This window comes from Flavobacterium sp. NG2, assembly GCF_034119845.1.
GTDB lineage: Bacteria > Bacteroidota > Bacteroidia > Flavobacteriales > Flavobacteriaceae > Flavobacterium.
In genome coordinates, this window is record NZ_CP139420.1 from 3,938,198 (window position 1) to 3,955,426 (window position 17,229).

General features: G+C 34.7%; 10 protein-coding genes. All 10 read right to left on the reverse strand.

The features are described from left to right. Nucleotides 1–16 precede the first annotated feature (16 nt). On the reverse strand, nucleotides 17–2,593 hold the full coding sequence (locus SLW70_RS15830; RefSeq protein WP_320889625.1) for a T9SS type A sorting domain-containing protein: 2,577 nt from the start codon (nucleotides 2,591–2,593) through the stop codon (nucleotides 17–19). Nucleotides 2,594–2,747: 154 nt separating this feature from the next. Beyond that, a complete protein-coding gene (locus tag SLW70_RS15835) occupies nucleotides 2,748–4,121 on the reverse strand; it encodes a sulfatase-like hydrolase/transferase (protein WP_320889626.1) in 1,374 nt (457 codons plus the stop codon). 177 nt (nucleotides 4,122–4,298) lie between these two features. Next, entirely contained in the window at nucleotides 4,299–6,017 is a 1,719-nt protein-coding gene (locus SLW70_RS15840) for a RagB/SusD family nutrient uptake outer membrane protein (RefSeq protein ID WP_320889627.1), read from the reverse strand. Nucleotides 6,018–6,080: 63 nt separating this feature from the next. After that, nucleotides 6,081–9,518, reverse strand: coding sequence for a TonB-dependent receptor (locus SLW70_RS15845; RefSeq protein ID WP_320889628.1), 3,438 nt, complete (start codon nucleotides 9,516–9,518; stop codon nucleotides 6,081–6,083). A gap of 159 nt (nucleotides 9,519–9,677) precedes the next feature. After that, the gene (locus SLW70_RS15850; RefSeq protein ID WP_320889629.1) at nucleotides 9,678–10,859 is read right to left on the reverse strand and encodes a FecR family protein; all 1,182 of its coding nucleotides are present in this window, start codon (nucleotides 10,857–10,859) and stop codon (nucleotides 9,678–9,680) included. Nucleotides 10,860–10,982: 123 nt separating this feature from the next. Then, complete coding sequence (locus SLW70_RS15855) at nucleotides 10,983–11,537, reverse strand: RNA polymerase sigma-70 factor (RefSeq protein WP_320889630.1); 555 nt, start codon at nucleotides 11,535–11,537, stop codon at nucleotides 10,983–10,985. A gap of 288 nt (nucleotides 11,538–11,825) precedes the next feature. Beyond that, nucleotides 11,826–12,026: a hypothetical protein gene (locus tag SLW70_RS15860; protein ID WP_320889631.1), complete on the reverse strand. Its 201-nt coding sequence runs from the start codon at nucleotides 12,024–12,026 to the stop codon at nucleotides 11,826–11,828. Nucleotides 12,027–12,028: 2 nt separating this feature from the next. Continuing rightward, nucleotides 12,029–12,304: a sulfatase-like hydrolase/transferase gene (locus SLW70_RS15865; RefSeq protein WP_320889632.1), complete on the reverse strand. Its 276-nt coding sequence runs from the start codon at nucleotides 12,302–12,304 to the stop codon at nucleotides 12,029–12,031. Nucleotides 12,305–12,313: 9 nt separating this feature from the next. Beyond that, complete coding sequence (locus SLW70_RS15870) at nucleotides 12,314–14,959, reverse strand: PQQ-binding-like beta-propeller repeat protein (protein WP_320889633.1); 2,646 nt, start codon at nucleotides 14,957–14,959, stop codon at nucleotides 12,314–12,316. Nucleotides 14,960–15,279: 320 nt separating this feature from the next. Further along, nucleotides 15,280–17,217 (reverse strand): FAD-dependent oxidoreductase, encoded by a 1,938-nt coding sequence (locus SLW70_RS15875; RefSeq protein WP_320889634.1) that lies wholly within the window; start codon nucleotides 17,215–17,217, stop codon nucleotides 15,280–15,282. Nucleotides 17,218–17,229 lie beyond the last annotated feature (12 nt).

Genomic DNA, 17,229 nt, shown 5'->3' on the forward strand with positions numbered 1-17,229 from the left:
TATTTCAAATTCAAAACTATTTTTTAATGATTTTAACCGAATATTTTTTTTCTAAAGCCAGCTTGGCAATATAAACCCCAGTAGGTAGGTTGTCAAGATCCAATTGGATTTGGTTATTTTGAACGACAACTGTTTTTGACATTACTAATTGAGACATTAGATTATAGAATTTCACATCTATTTGATCAATATTAGTTTCCAAATCAATAGTGAATTTACCATTAGTAGGATTAGGGTAAGCTTTCAAAGTCTCTTCCTTTTGATTAAAATCACGAACACTTAAATCGGCTCCTGCCTCCAACAATAAAACGGTCTCGGAATCCATTGTAAAGGTAGCCGGAACCGACTCCCCAGTCAATAAATTTCTATATGGAATCGTGGTTTTACCATCCAATGAAAGGGTTAGGTTAGCCGTTCCTTTTCCCATATTGACAATCGAAATAACATTCCTGCCATCGGCTAAAGTGGTGGCTCTCCACATACATCCTTTTACATTTAATACATTAGTTTCTACTAAATTAAATTTTGAAACATGACCTTTATTGGTTACGATTTCAAAAGCTTTAGATGCTATTGTATTTATCGTTGAAAGACTAATCAAAGTACCCGTTCCCGCAACTAAACTTACAGTACGCTGTTGATTGTACTCATTTTTCTTCAAACTTTCAGTATCTACGATTACGGTTCCTCCCGCATTCAAGTAAGCTTGTAAGGCAGTAAACTCTTTATCAGTCACAAAAGGTGTTTTGTACACCAAAACAACATCCCAATTGGATTTATTTTGAGTATTCAAAATAGTTTCAGACGCAAACCCAATAGGCATTCCATTAAAATATAAGGATTGATACAAATGAAAAACATCATCCATATGGGTACTTTTATTGGTTGCAGATGTTTCTGAATAGAAAATTCTAATAGGCTTTTTTAAATGTTGCAAAGCATCAATTTCTTCCGAAAAACTATTCAAATCCATCACCGTAGCTGTCACTTCATTTACAATTCGAGGTTGTTGATTGTTAGAACCTGCATATCCTTTATCTCCCAGATTCCGTATCGAACCGTCTTCTCTTCGTGACCAATACCAGGTTTGACTCACATTCATACCATGTAAAAACCCTAACCAATACACAGCACGTGCATAGGCAGGTTTGAGATATAAATCTCTAAATGGGCCAGTTGATAAAAAATGAGTTTCTGAATTGTAAATAATTTTATCTGGACTAACAGAAGTCATAAAATCATGACTCATGCATAATTCCCTCCATTCAAACCCAAAATGGTCTTCCCATTCCTCTTTAGGTCCCCACATATGAGAATCTATTGCCTTGGCATCATTGCCAATGATTTCGCTTAGATTCGTCAACTTTTCTAAGTCGATACCATGGTTTCGGTTATTCTCCGTCCATAGATTCGGCATAATCTTAAGATGTACCCTTGCATTTGAATCGTATTTTCTAATTTCTGATTTCAAAAAACGATACCAATCGGTCACACGATCAGCATTAAAAGACACCCAATCATACCATTTAGGTGTGCCTAATAAACTTGCCGCAATAGGAACAGTAATCGTTACAGCATCAAAAGAGGCAAAACTAGTTCCCCAGACTGCATTTAAATTAGCTATGTCAGTATGTTTTTCTTGCAACCAAATCTTGAATTTCTCGATAGTATAATTAGAAACTGGCCCCGTAGCCCAAACGCCTTCAGTTGTAAAAAAATGAGGCTCATTACACAACAAGTACCCAAGCTCTGTATATTTTTTACCTGCCATTTTAGGAACGGTTGCCCCTAATAAAAAAGCTTGCATTTCTCTAGCGCCAGGATTATCAATATCATATGCCGTAAAAGTATCTTCACGCATTTTAAAACCAGGCCCGTACTTTGTTTCTGCCCAATCAGGTACATTTTTATGGTTTATAAAAATACTTCCAAAACGTCCTGAGGGTTTGGCTTGTAATTCATTTAAAACGGACGCTTTCACTGTCCCTGTATTATTAATAACATGAACAGGACTCAGATAATACCCATCCTGATTACCAAAATAATCTGTTAATTCGGCTATCTCTGGTTTCCAAGTGAAATCAGACAAAAAAACAGGTTTGGTTTGATGAACTACTTTATTCCCATCAAGATTCACTGCAGCCCAATCAATATTGGGAGTTGGTTTTCTTTTAATTTCTCCGGCTATTAATCTGTTTAAATTTGCCTTCGCATCATCAAGCATTTTAACAATATCATTTCTTTCAAAATCAGGTAAATCTTGAGCCATCTGGGCCGCATTACTTTTATAAGCCGCTACTAAGGCAAAATGATCCGTATTTATAGCAACGTTGGCCTGATCCCAATTGGCATATTTCAAAAATACCTGAGCAGTACGAATGGTCATTTTTTCCTTCGTTACATCAATTCCCTTATCTTCGGCCTGAGTCATCAACGTTTGCAACTCGCTAATTTTAGTCAAAGCGGTTTGTTCTAGTTGTGCTTGGACTTCAAATCCTGAGATAAGAACAAAAAACACACAAGCTATTTTCATCGTATAATGCTGCTTGTATTGTTTTATTCTAAGTTGGTAATTTTGCTGAATAAAATCCATTTTGGTTGGTTTGGTAGTTTTTATAGTATCGTTAAAAAGATTTCCAAAGTCGCTTTCACAAACTCATCAAACCATTTCAATCTACCAAAATTAAGATTGCTGTACTCAAAAGATGTCTCTATGTATATATAAAATGTCTTTGGTAGTAAATCTGTTATTTAAAAATCCCTCCTGAAAATGGATAATGTACTATAGGCACGCTCTCTTTCTTCAAAATGGCATTCATCTTTGCCACAATATCTGGATGTTTTGCTGCTACATCATTGATTTCAAAAACATCCTTAGACAAATCATACAATTCCGTTCTATAAGAATCAGCTACGCGTACGGCTTTCCAATTACCCATTCTTGCAGCCTGCTTGAAACCTTTGGCTGATGCACCTTCTTGAATTTCCCAATAAAAATGGTCGTGTTGTGGTTGTTGCTTCCCTAATAAAGTAGGCAAAAACGAAATCCCATCCGATTGTTTTGGTGTTTTCACCCCCGCAATTTCAGCCACCGTAGGCATGATATCATAAAAGGCAGCGGGCTGATTGGTTTTGGCTCCTGCTTTTATTTTTCCTTTCCAATATACAATCGCTGGAACACGGATTCCTCCTTCGTGCAAATCACGTTTATGTCCTTTTAAGCCCGCGGCACTATCAAAGAAGTTGTTATCATGTCCGTTCTCGCTTTGTGGTCCATTATCACTGGTGAAAAGGATAACGGTATTTTCAAGTTCTCCTCTTTCTTTTAATAAATCAAATAATCTTTTGATTTGTGCATCGAGCATGGTGATACGTGCAGCATGAGTGCGTTCGATTTCAGGCCAACCTTTATCAGCATACATTTCATTATGCTTTACAAGATATTCATGAGCATGGGGTGTTCTATAAGACATATATAAAAAGAAAGGCTTGTTTTTTTCTTTTTTATTCTTCAAATAATCCAATGCGAAGTTGGTTCTAAATTCATCCAAGCAAGAGTATTTGGTAAAATCATATAGTATGGAGTCTTGGTCGTTATTAACCCAATGAATTCTTTCGTCAATTTCGTTTCCTTTACTTGATTTTCCCCATTGTTCTTGAACAGCATAATCAAAACCACGACCTTTTGCCCAAGTTGACATGTCTTCGGAAATACCTAAATGCCATTTTCCAATCATTGCTGATTGATAACCTCCTGATTTAAGTACTTCGGCTATGGTTAACTCTGATTTTTTTAAAGGTACGCGATCCCATTTATCAGGATATTTTCCTTTGTTTCCTCGTATACTTAAATGACCTGTGTGAATTCCTGTCATCAAACTTGCTCTTGAAGGCGAACAAACTGAGGTTCCTGTATAAAAATCAGTAAAGCTCATTCCTTGTGACACTAGGTAATCAAGGAAAGGAGTTTTAATTTCTTTTTGCCCGTAAGCGCCTAATTCACCATAACCCAAGTCATCAGCTAATAGGATTATAATATTAGGTTTTTGGTTTTTTTGTGCAGTTATTGTATTGAAACAAATAATACTCAATAGAATGATGCTAATCGATAGTTTTTTCAAAATGGTCTTTTTTTGGTGAATAAAATTTCATTTTCAAAAAAAGAAAAATCTAAACTGAGAACTGTCGTTCAGAATTTAATTTGTGTCTGTTGGGGTAAAAAAAATACCAAGAGAACGAATCCTCTTGGCATTTCAACTAAAAAAACCAACTTTTTAATTTTTATTTTTATTCCGTATTTAATAACCAAAATTTTGAGCTAAAGCAGGTGCTTTTTCTCTTTCGGTTCTAGGAATTGGTAAGTAATATTGTTTTACATCCCAAGGTCTCGTTATCACAGTATATTCTGTATTCGATACTATTCCTGCGGCAGACTTTTTCCAAGTTAAACCTTTAATTGGAAAACCTAAATGAGCTTCGTTCATCCATCTTCTCTCATCAAAAAAGCTATGTCCTTCAAAACAAAGTTCTACCCTTCTTTCTCTTTTAATCGCTTCTAATAACGCCGGACCAGTTGCTGTAATTGTAGGCTGTAAAGCTCTAGACGCAACTTTATTTAAGAAGGTACGCGCTGTAGTTTCATCATTTAAATGATATAGCGCTTCGGCATAATTCAAATAAATTTCGGCCAAACGGTACAATACATAAGGTCTCTTAGGAGAAATTCCTCCGGCTACAGCAACAGTTTCGTCTTGAAATTTTCGAATATTATACCCTGTTTTAGAAGAGTGCTGTACGTTTCCTAATCCCTTTGGAGAATCTAAACCATGTGGAAATACAGGGACACCATTTACCTCTTCAGACAAAAAGTATTGCACTTCTCTGCCTCTAAACTGCGCTCCGTTAAACAATAAATTTGCATAATAGCGCATTTCTCTATTGGCATTAGGAGCAGCGGGATTAAACGAAGCACCTGCTGTTGTGCTACCATCATTCATATTAAACTCTAAACTAAAATTATGTGTTGGTGATGATAAAGCCCATCCCCCATAACCATTTGGGGATTGCGTTAAATCAGGTAATGAATTAGCATCCGTTCCGTACTCATAGTACTGTGAACCATAAGGTCTTGCAAATATGATATCGGCATTGGGTGCCAAAAACAATTTTTGATACTCTGTCGCATTTGCCGTAGCGATTAAATTACGTGCTCCAACTAAATCTACTACTGCCTTAGCAGCATCTGCAGCATCTTGCCATTTGGTCGCTTTGGTGTATACATATAAAGGATCATTTTTTGGTGCGAAGGCTGGGTCGTGTAATTTACTAGCGGCATATAATAAAGTACGAGATTTTACTGCTAAAGCCGCTAATTTAGTAGCTCTACCAAATTCAGAATCAGGACGTGTAGGAGGCAAGACTGTAGCTACTTCATCTAATTCTTTTACTATAAAATTCACACATTCTTCATAGCTATTTCTTTTTATATTAAAATCATCATTCAAGCCGAGAGCATGTTCCATAATAGGCACACCTCCAAAAAACTTAATTAATTTACTATACAAATTAGCTCTTAAAAAACGCATCTCTGCTTTTAGAACATTTACTTTGGCAGGATTGACTTGCATCGCTTTGCTTTTATCAATTCGGTCTAAAAACTCATTCGACAAACGGATGTAATAAAAATAGTTTGTCCATTTATTCCCGAGCATACCTACATCACTTGAAGTCCAGCCCGCTTGGTCTTTAAACAAATCTAGGTTTTGAAAATTAAACTTAGACTCAAAAGAAGCATTTTCAATATTGAATCGTAAGCCCCACCATTCATTTCTATTAACAGACCAACTTTCGGTACTATTATAAACATTAAATACTAACCTTTCTACTTGAGCTGGGTCCGAATAAATAAGGTCTTCACCAAATGCGTTTGATGCTTCAGTATCTAATACATCACTACATCCCATAGTAGTAAATAGAGTCAGTATAGCATATATATATATTAATTTTACTTTTTTCATTTTTATAAATTTTTAATTTATTAGTTAATTTAAACCCTAAAGTTTCATTTATTCATCTAGAAATTAGAAACTTACATTAACCCCCATTGAAAAAGATTTTAACGAAGGATAAGTACTTTCTCTAAAATTGTTATATCCTGCAGCTTCTGGATCTAATCCTAACTTATAAATATCTGAAAACATTGTTAGCAAGTTAAATCCTCTAACAAACAACTTTAAATCACAAAATTTAATTTTATCTCTATCAAAAGTATATCCCAACTGAACCTCTTTTAATCTCACAAAAGAAGCATCTCTATAGTACAAATCAGCACCTTCAAAACCTGCGTTTAGCGTATTTGTAAACGGTCCTTGTTGTCCACTGTATTTATCCCCCTGCGCAAAAGCTCTAGGGTAGCTTGCATTTGGGTTATCTGGTGTCCATCTATCAGTATAAACAAATTCAGGTTTTGCTCCTGATTGATCAAAGAAAACCAATGTTTTAGCCTTAGCTTGTCCTTGAAATAAGAAGTTGAAATCAAAGCCTTTGTAATCAATTCCTCCACTTAAACCAAATTGAATTTGAGGAACGTTTGAAGCGTATAAACGAACTCTGTCATTGGCATCTATCTTGCCATTACCATCAGTATCTATATAATAAGGTTCCCCTGGAACAGTACCAGCCATCTTAGCAGGAGCATTATCTACTTCAGATTGATTTTTAAACAATCCATTGGTTGGATACACTATATAAGAATCTAATGGACGTCCTTCTCTTTTTAAAGCATCAGGAACTGTTGCAGCTTCGGCCATATAAACTACTTTATTCTTGGTATTTGTAAAATTACCTCCAATATTATAACCTAATTCACCTATTTTATCATTCCAACCTAATTGGAATTCCCAACCGTAATTATCTACTTTTCCAAGATTTTGTTGTGGTAAATTTAGACCGATAGCATCAGGAATGGCTGCTGCTTTAGTAATTAGAATATCTGTTCTATTTTGATAGAAATAATTAGCATCACCTGTTAACCTATTATTAAACAACGAGAAATTAATCCCTAAATTCTTAATATAAGCGGTCTCCCATGTAATATCTGGATTAGGTACATTTGAACTTACGTAACCGTTATTTCTAGTTCCTGTTGTACCAAAAATGTAATAATTAGGACGAGGCACATTTGTGTTTCCTCCGTAATTATAACTTGTTTGAAATTGAAATCCTTCTATTTGATCATTCCCCATAACAGCTGAAGAAGCTCTTAAACGAAGTGAGTTTACCCAACTTACATTTTGCATAAACGATTCTTTGTTTATTGCCCATGACAAAGCTACACCTGGGAAGGTACCAAATTGTTTTCCTGGTCCAAAATTACTTGAACCATCACGACGTAACGTAAAATCAACATAGTATTTCTTAGCATAATCATAAGAAAGAGAACCAAAATAATTAACTCTTCCCCATTCGTTTGAAGAACCACTTGAGATTTGACCATTATCACTTCCTGCAAATAATTCAGCGTGGTCTTTACTTGGGAAACCTGTTCTTTGTGCCCAAAATGTTCTTTGCTCTTCTGTAGTTTGCTCAGCACCAATAAATGCGGTAATATAATGATTATCGCCAATTTTTGTATTGTAATGCAACGTAGAATTGAGCATTAATTGATCATTTTTCCAAAATGTTTCACGCAAAATTCTTTCACTTCCTTGTTGAGAATATCCTGTTGAAGGAACATATTCATCACTCGAAGCAACATATTGATAAACGGTCCAAGGAGTGTACCAATTTTTAATGTCATAGCTCATTTTACGAATACCCATAAATCCTTTAACCGATAAACCTTTGGTTAGTTTGTGTAAATCCCAATCATAAGTGAATCTACCTCTTAAATTAGTATCATTTCGTTTTACGAAACCAGAGGCAGAAGTGGACATGATAGCTGGATTTGATCCATTTTCACCACCCCAGCCTATCAATCCATTAGGATAAATACCTACTTGAGTTGGTTCATTGGTATAAATATGTTTGTATATATACCCTAAATCAACACCAGGTTGATTATTAACACCAAATCTTCCGTTTAAATCAATACCTAATTTAAAATCATCACTAATTTTAATATCTAAATTGGAACGTATTTGATTTTGACTAAAATTCAAATCACCTGATTTGAACATCCCTTTTTGTTCTATATTATCCACACTTACAAAATAAGTAATCTTGTCTGTTCCTCCTGAAAAGCTTAATGAAGATCTAAGCATTGGTGAATTATCAGCAAATGTTAAATCAGCCCAGTTGGTATTAGGATAATTTATTGGATCATTTCCAGCCGCATACTTATCAATAGCATCTTGAGTATATGGAAGCGCTGTTCCTTTTCTTTGCGCAATCTCATTATTATAAATAGCATACTGCTCTGAAGACATGAATCTATTTTTAACCGAAAATGACGATAAACTATAAATTGATGAGAAATTAATTTTCGTTTTTCCTGACTTACCTCTTTTGGTCGTGATTAAGATAACACCATTGGCTGCTCTTGCTCCGTAAATCGCTGCCGCCCCATCTTTTAAGATTGACATAGACTCAATATCTTGAGGAGCCAAATAAGAAAAATCAGTAGAATAGATACCATCAATAATAATTAATGGAGAGTTATTTCCTAAAGTAGCTTTACCCCTAATTAATAAAGTTGTATTTCCTGTTTGCCCTGGATAACCTCCTCTATCAACAACGATTAATCCAGGTGTTTTTCCAGCTAATGACTTGGCTACATCATTATTACTGGTATTTTGAAGCTCTTTAGAACTTAAAGTACTCACAGATCCTGTTACTTCCCCCTTCTTTTTAGAGGTATATCCTACCACCACAATTTCATCTAATTTAGCTGCATCTTCCTGTAATACAACAGCCAATGAGGTTTGATTTTTGACTGCTACTTCTTTGGTTGCAAAACCAAGATAAGTAAAGACTAAAATAGCATTATTATCTTTTACATTAATGCTAAATTTTCCATCAAAATCTGTGGTAGTACCTATTGTCGTTCCTTTAACCATCACATTTACACCTGGTAAGGGACCTTGACCATCAGTAACTTTTCCTGTGATTTTTTTGTCTAGGACATTTGTACTCTTCTCTATGACATTAGAGTTTTTATTGGTATTGCGAACCAAAACAATTTGTTTGTCTAATACTTCATAAGAAACAGCAGTGTCTTTAAATAATTTATCTAAAATCACTGACACTTTTTCTTTTTCAAAGTCCACTGATATTAGTCTATTATAATCGACTTCGTTATCATTATAGAAAATTTTAAATTCGGTTTTTGACTCAATGGTCCTCAACACCTTCTTAATACTTACATTCTCCAAATGCATGGATATTTTAGTATTTTGAGAATAGGTATTGGCTTGAATCTGAAAAAAAGAAATTACGAATAATATAAATGCTAGTTTCATTTTTAAATCAATCTTAAATAAATGATAGGCATGACCTGTCATATGGTTTTGATTTTTCATACTTTTGTTTTTGAATTTGGTGGTTAATAATAATTTAATCACTGTTTTAAACCCAATCGGGAAATGTTCCAGCATTTTCCGATTTTTAATTTAAAAGTGTTTGTACGGAGGGAGTTTGGTTTTAATTCATTTTAGTTGGTTAATTTTAATAGTTAGTATTTAGTTTATAATAATTTTATCTTTAGTAGTCGTATATTTTATTGGATAACTTTTATTAAATGTATTAAGCACTTGTTCAATGGTTTCAATATCAAAACTAGCCGTAAAAGTCTCCTCAGCTAATCTTTGATTATTATTTACTATAGTAACATTGTAATGGCGCTCTAGTTTTTTTATAATATTTTTAAAAGGCATATGTTCAAAAACCATCTTACCTTCAATCCATGAAGCGTATAATGCAGTATCCACTTGTTCGATTACACTACTTTTTTGTGATTTATCCCAACAAGCTTTATTACCTGGAGTCAATAGGACAGCGGTTTTACTATCATATTTCTTTTTAGAATCATATAAATTAACGGCCCCTTCTACTAATACGGTATTAATAGCCTTATCCTCTGAGTAGGCAGAAACATTAAACTTAGTTCCTAAAACTCTAATGTCTAAATTGGACGCATTAACAATAAAAGGGTGTTTTTTATCTTTGGTTACATCAAAAAAAGCCTCTCCTATTAAGAATACTTTTCGGTTTCCATTCGCTGCAAAATGTATTGGGAATTTTATTGTTGAGCCCGAATTCAAATGCACTACCGTACCTTCTGAAAGTATGAGCTTCATTTTTTTACCGTATGGAATAGTCAATTCGGTATAAGAAACAGCAGTTGTTTTACTTCTTATCGAATTGGGCATACTGAAATTGAGTTCCATCCCATTCTGGTTGGCAATCAGCTTGCCATTAGTGTCCACAATGCTTTGGGTCTTCCCCAGCTTTATCACATTTAGCGTTCCATCGGATGATTTTAGAATAATCTCATTATTACTAACTAATTCACTATTGTTTTTAACCACAAACTTGTCTGCCTTGGTATAAACAAAGGAAATCCCTAAGAACAAAACAATCCCAGCAGCTATCAGTGACCAAAATCTAAAATCAATTGGTTCCGAATCAGGTTCTATTATTTCTTTTAAAGCTTGCCAGTTTTCTTTTTTGGATTGATCGACAAGCTTGTAAAGTTCATTTCTTTTTTTTCTAGTTTTTCTATTGGTGAGTTGCTCTATAATATTCTCCGAATCTTTTTCATCAAAGAACTTTTTGATATCCGATTTATCAATAGAATCCCCTTTCAAAATTGAAACGGTAATTCTTTGAGCTAACAACACTATTTTATCTACTACTTTCATTCGTTATCCAAAATATTACAATGGAGTTATACCATCATTTATACCTAAGACGATGTAGAAAAGAAATAGGGTGAAAAAAAATTAAAATATTTTTAATAAAAAGAAATAATGGTCCTTAGTAGACTATTTGCAAAGGAAGAATACCATCAAAAAGCCAAACATGACTTTCAGGACTGGTCTTAATTTTTGATACGCAATCTTTTTTTGTGTTTTTACTGTATTGATAGAAATAGATAATTCTTCAGAAATTTGATTGTTTTTAAAACCTTTTAAACTCAATCGAATAATTTCTTTGCATTTAAAAGGAAGCGTATTAACGGCAATATCTACCATGCGTTCTACCTCCTCTAATAACAGTTCTTTTTCAAAAAATTGCTCTGACTCACACAACTGTAGTTCCTTATCTGTTAGTTGTTGACAGGAATTAAAGGATTTGCTTTTTAAATAATCAAGACTTTTATTTTTAACACAGGTATAAAGATAGGATTTGATGGCATTTTCATTTTCAAGGACTATTTGATGATGCCATAACTTTACAAAAACTTCCTGTACTACATCTTTAGACAAATCCAAATCCCCTAAATACTTATTTGCAAATAAGCATAAAGAGGTATAATAAGTATCAAACAATACTTTATACTCTTTAAGAGATAGGCTATTTCCTGTTACTGAATTCAAGATGCTAATTATGAAGATTATCTAAATACAACACTCTTTGCGTTCCCATTTAAAGTGCACACAAATAAAAATATATTCACAAAAAAATGTTAAATACAAAGTACATCAAACATCAACAACAAACCTTATTCAATTTTACCCTTAATATGCTGTTTTTTACCCTACCTCTGTTATATTCAAAAAAAAACACTTAAAAAAATAAATTTTCAAGTGTTTCCATATTAATATTTAAAGAAATTCCCAAATTCTATTAGGAATAAATATTCTTAACTAAGTTATTCCTTGTGCTTAATTAGTCGTTTTCACTGTTGCAGCTCCTGTAGTACGTAAACCTTCATAAGTCGCCAACATCTCTTTTACTTTATCCGAATACTTTACATTAGAAACCAAGTTCTTAGATTCAATTTCGTTTAGATTATCATTCAAATCATACAGTGCAATCGCTTTGTTTTTACTCATATCGGCCGATGGGTTTCCTTTGATAATCAATTTCAAGTTAACATCGAAAAACGTGTTGGGGCACACAAAGATGCAGGTGAATGTGCGTCAGAAAAACGCATTCCTTGCTTGAACAAAGCATCAATATTTGGGGTAGGTGCTACCGCATCTTTTCCGGTGCGTTGTTTATGGTTATACCCAATGTCACCCAAACCAATATCATCTGCCATAATCACTACAATATTAGGCGACTTTTTTTGAGCATTTATAGAAGTTGCCATGGCTACTAAAAAAAACAAAACGAGAGAATTTTTAAATTTATTTGTCATGACTAATTTTTAATAACTAATATCAATAAAACGCATTGAACCAGCAGGAACTTTTAAACTTACAGATTTTTCGTTTGTTTTTAACTTTTCTTTACTCAAAATATCAATAACTTCAATAGGTGTTTTTCCTTGAAAAATAATCGTTGCTTCACGCTCTTGAGGGGATATATAACCAGGATCAACTACAATCAAACGGGTATGCTTGTCATCTAGTTTTATAGCACTCCAAGAAGCTCCTTTGACCACTATCGGTAAATTTTCTTCTCCTTTTGCAACCGTTGTTTTAATGGTTTCACCAAATAAATTTGCTGGCACTTTTTTATCGCCTACAATTCCCATTTTAGCATTCGATACAAAAAACGGTTTTTGTTGTTTTTTGACCCATTCTTCAGATTCAATTGGAGCAACAGCTACCATCCCGTGTGGCATTTCAGGCATATAATTCAACCAACGGTATTTTACGCCCAAGGCCGCATTTGAAAAATCGTACTCTGGCACAGTCGTTCCTGCCCAATGCATCTGCCCTACTGAAAAAACAGCATTTTCATCCTCACTGTTAAACTGTTTTAAAGAGTGGTGATTATCTACTGATTCGACCAATTTTTCATCCACTTCCTTTATCAAGTGCCAAGAACCTATAGATAGAATATTCTCTTTATCTACAATAGGCAAAACACCCGATTTCATCAAGCCAAACAAAACGTTTAATCCATGCCCTTTTGCAAAACTATTATCAGCCACTACCCCATAACGCGCTCCATAAGCCGCCATCATGACTCCTTGTCTTAAATAGGGCGAAATTGAGTTTTGACCTCCTGGCGATAAGGGTCTCCAACTAGTAGGATTATCATCTATTAAGCGCATCGCAAAGTCATTGACATAACCCCCTGCAAACATCCCTACTCTCCCTGCTAAATTAAGGTCTTGGATTCTATTACTGGTATCCTCAGACGCTGGGACTAAAATATCACTGTATTTCCCTGAGAAAAACATGTCTTTCCATAATGGCAAATGCGAAGTTGCAGCCCAAAACATATTTTTATACCTGAAATACAATTTGGCTCTATTATTTTTACGAATAGCTGTTGCCAATCGAGGCACATATTCTTTGACAAAATATTGTACTCTTGGATCATCTACATTATCCATTTCGGCATAAACAAAGCCGTAACAGGTTTTGGGTGCTACTTCTAATATTTTTTCCAAGGTTTCAATTTGAATATAAAAAGGATCATTCCCGTGTCCTGCCCAAAATGTAAAAGCTTGTCCTTGGGCTTCATATTTCCGAGCCATTTCAATAATTGCTTCTCTAGTGTCTTTATAATCCCCACGACCATCTTTTTTCAAGGCTGATTCACCAATAATTTTTACCATAGGAGTACGATCAGTTCCTTCTTTGGGTGTTTTTTGAATAGCAAATTGAATGTCTTGTCCTTTCAACTTCGCAACTTTAGCATCCATTTCTTTAGAAGTAATCATGACCCAATCTTTGTCTGATTTTTTTTGATAGCTTGGAGGGGTAAACTTCAAAATTTGCTCATAAAGACTGTTTAAATTCTGCTCTACTTCGAGCATTCGACCTTGTTTTTTATGTGTTGTTTTCCACCAATTGTCTTTGGCAGTATTGTAAAAATAAACAGCGTTTCCTCCGTCTACTTCACCTGCAGCAATTAACTGATTGGATTGGGGTTCAAAAACAAAATCCGAATAAACCATTTCACCATAACGACTACCTGAACTGTCTATTAATTTCCCTTTGGTATCCAAAACAAACATAATACCGCCATGCTGAAACATAATTTCGTTTCTGGTTGGTAAGAATGTCCCTTGAGAATGGGCATATCTTTGTGACTCATTTTTGGTTGCTTTAAATTTCATCAACACATCAAAATTAGCATCCAATGCAGTCATAAAGGGCGTGAAAGACAAATCAGCAAAGAATAAAACATCGTCTTTTTTATCGTTATTGATGTCGGCAATGGCAATATCCGTAACCATCACATTTTTTAATTCTTTCATTCTTTTGTCATCAATGGTAACGTTTTTTATTACTTTCTTCGTTTCAGCATCCATAAATCCCATTAACTCCCAACGAAATTTATCATGACTATAAGTCATCACAAACAAGGATTCCTTAGTTGCATCTATAAATTTTCCCGACTCAATTTTACGAAAAACTCCTTTGATAGGAGTTTCAGAAACTAATTTCCCAGTACTGCTTAGTTCGTATAATTTACCATCATTACCGCCGGCAAATATTTGGATTTTAGCATTATTTTTGACCACAGCCACTTCAGAAAAACGCACTTTATGACTAGGATTGAATTTCCAAAGTAGTTTTCCGTTACTATCCCAACCATAAATATGACCGTCAGCACTAGCGGCCAAAAGATCCTCATTTCCATCAGCATTTATATCTGCAGCAATAATTTCGAATAACACTGCTGGTGATTGGGTTGGATTTCGCCACAATTTTTTTCCATCGACAGTATAGCAAGATACGGCACCGTCCAATTCAGAAATATAAAGGACATTATTCCCTTTAACCTTGGCGGTTTTAATTTCACGAATGCTATTTCCTTCGGTCACGAAGTTTTGAGCAGTTGCTATAAAACTCGTTGCTAATACAAAAGCAAGACTTATATTTTTTATCATTTTAAAATGGTTGTTAGTTAATGATCTCTTGAAAATGAATTAATGAATTATTCGTTGTCAAGAGATACAAAACACGTTTAAACAGATGCAACTGTTGTATGTAATAGTAAAAAAGATGTCTGTTTTCATTTATATATCACTAATAAAACTTGATTATAAAATGAAAGCCACGAATTCACGAATTAAACTGTTAGGATATGAATTATCCAACTTAACTTCTTTATCAAAAAAAAATCTGCAAAATCTGCGTAAAAATTTTAGCACACTGATTTTGCAGATTTCCGTAGGTAATTATCCATAAAATGTTGATTTTTTTTTTATCAGGAATAACAGCGAATTTCGAACATTTTTACATTTTTGGCCCCATGGGTTTCTTTTAATTTCAAACGAACAGCCGTTGCTGAAACCGAAGGGAATTGCGTTTTTACTAAACGCGTTTTATTGTCGTTCACTTTTGCCACTTCAATCCATTGTCCTTTGACACGTGCTTCCACACTAAAGTTTTTGATTAATTCAGGCGGAATCCCTGGCACTTGACCTAATTGAGCTGCTTTATCAGGATTTTTATGCATCATGATTTTACGTTGCAAATTAGTATCAAACTTCATTTCTACCTTTGATATATTAATCGGTTTATCCCATTCTAATTGTAATTCGGCATTCAAACCATCGGATTGCCAATGGTGTATTTTATCGATCTCATCTCTACCAACGCCATCAATCAACAACTTAGCATCGCCTGAACTAGTTGAAGAAGCAAAGATTAAACTTGCTTTTCGAGCCCAATCTTTTTCGTCTTTGGCTGGATGGTTAGGAAAATACGAATCATCTCTTAATAATTGTTCTTGCAAATCACTAATATATTCTGATCCTAATTTTCGAGGACTAATCCCTTTTTGGATACACATAGTCGCTGCTGTTCCCACCGCTTGTCCCATCATCGCACAGGTACTGATGATTCTAGTAGATGATAATGCCATATGAGTCACACTGACATTTCGCCCTGCAAATAATAAATTTGAAATATTTTTTGAATACAAACTCCTAAAAGGAACTTCATAGATTTGTTTAAAATTGGAGTGAAAAAAACTAGCAGGTTCATCTAAATTCTCGATTCCACCAGGACAATGTTCATCCAAAGACCAACCTCCAAAAGCTACAGCATCTGGAAAATGTTTATACGATTCTAAATCGACTTGGTTCAAAATATAATCCCCCATAAAACGACGGGATTCTCTGCGACCTGGCAAAGAGCCAACCCAATCCAAAGCAATATTGGCTGCTTCTGGAAAATCTCCTGAATTTTTGATATGATTCCAAACCCCATAAAAATACCCCATCAATTTATGACGATTTTCTTCGCGCAAATCAATGATATCAATATCAGTACCTACTTCAATCCACCAATAGCCTTCTTTTAATTGATTGATTTTTCGATGCTTGTCTTTAAAAGCTTTTTTAGCATCAAAAGGCAACATATACGATGGTGGATAAAAAGGCACTGGTCTTCCCATGTCCTTAGTACTCATCATAATACAATCCCCCATTACCCAATTATCAGGTTTATCGGGAGCAAATGATTCTCCAAACTCCGCTTTTCCTTCACGTCCCGTACGGAATTCGGCACCTGCCATATAAGCCATTAATCCATCTCCCGAACAATCTATAAATTGCTGTCCTTCAATAGTATATTCGGTTTCGCTGGTTATTTGCCAGCAAATTACTTTTTTAATTTTATCTCCACCCATCACCACATCTGTCGCTTGTGTGCTTAACATCAAGGTCAAATTAGGCTGACGCACTACATAGTCATACAACACATGATCCCAAACATGATAGGATTCTTGCGCATTATAATGTAAATTTTCGATCATTATCTCCTCGATAATCCCCGTTTCTCTTTCAACCTTATGCTTGTTGTGTAATCCTTGTACACCATTAACAGTCACACGAACTTCGCTCGATGCATTCCCACCCAACACTGGTCTATCTTGTATCAAAACTGTTTTGGCACCAGTTCTGGCGGCAGCAACAGCGGCCGAAATTCCTGCCATACCAGCCCCAACCACTACTACTTCATACTTAGCCGTTTTTTTTCTTTTAGTAGGGGTTTGAATTTTTTTATCTGATTCTTCTAAATCAAATAATTGGATTTCGCCTTCTTCAATAGGATGGGCATTTATATCTCCGAACAAAGGTAAAAAACCAGCTGCTATCGCACCTTTAACCCCTGTTTTAAAAAACTTTCTACGTTCCATAGTGTATTATTA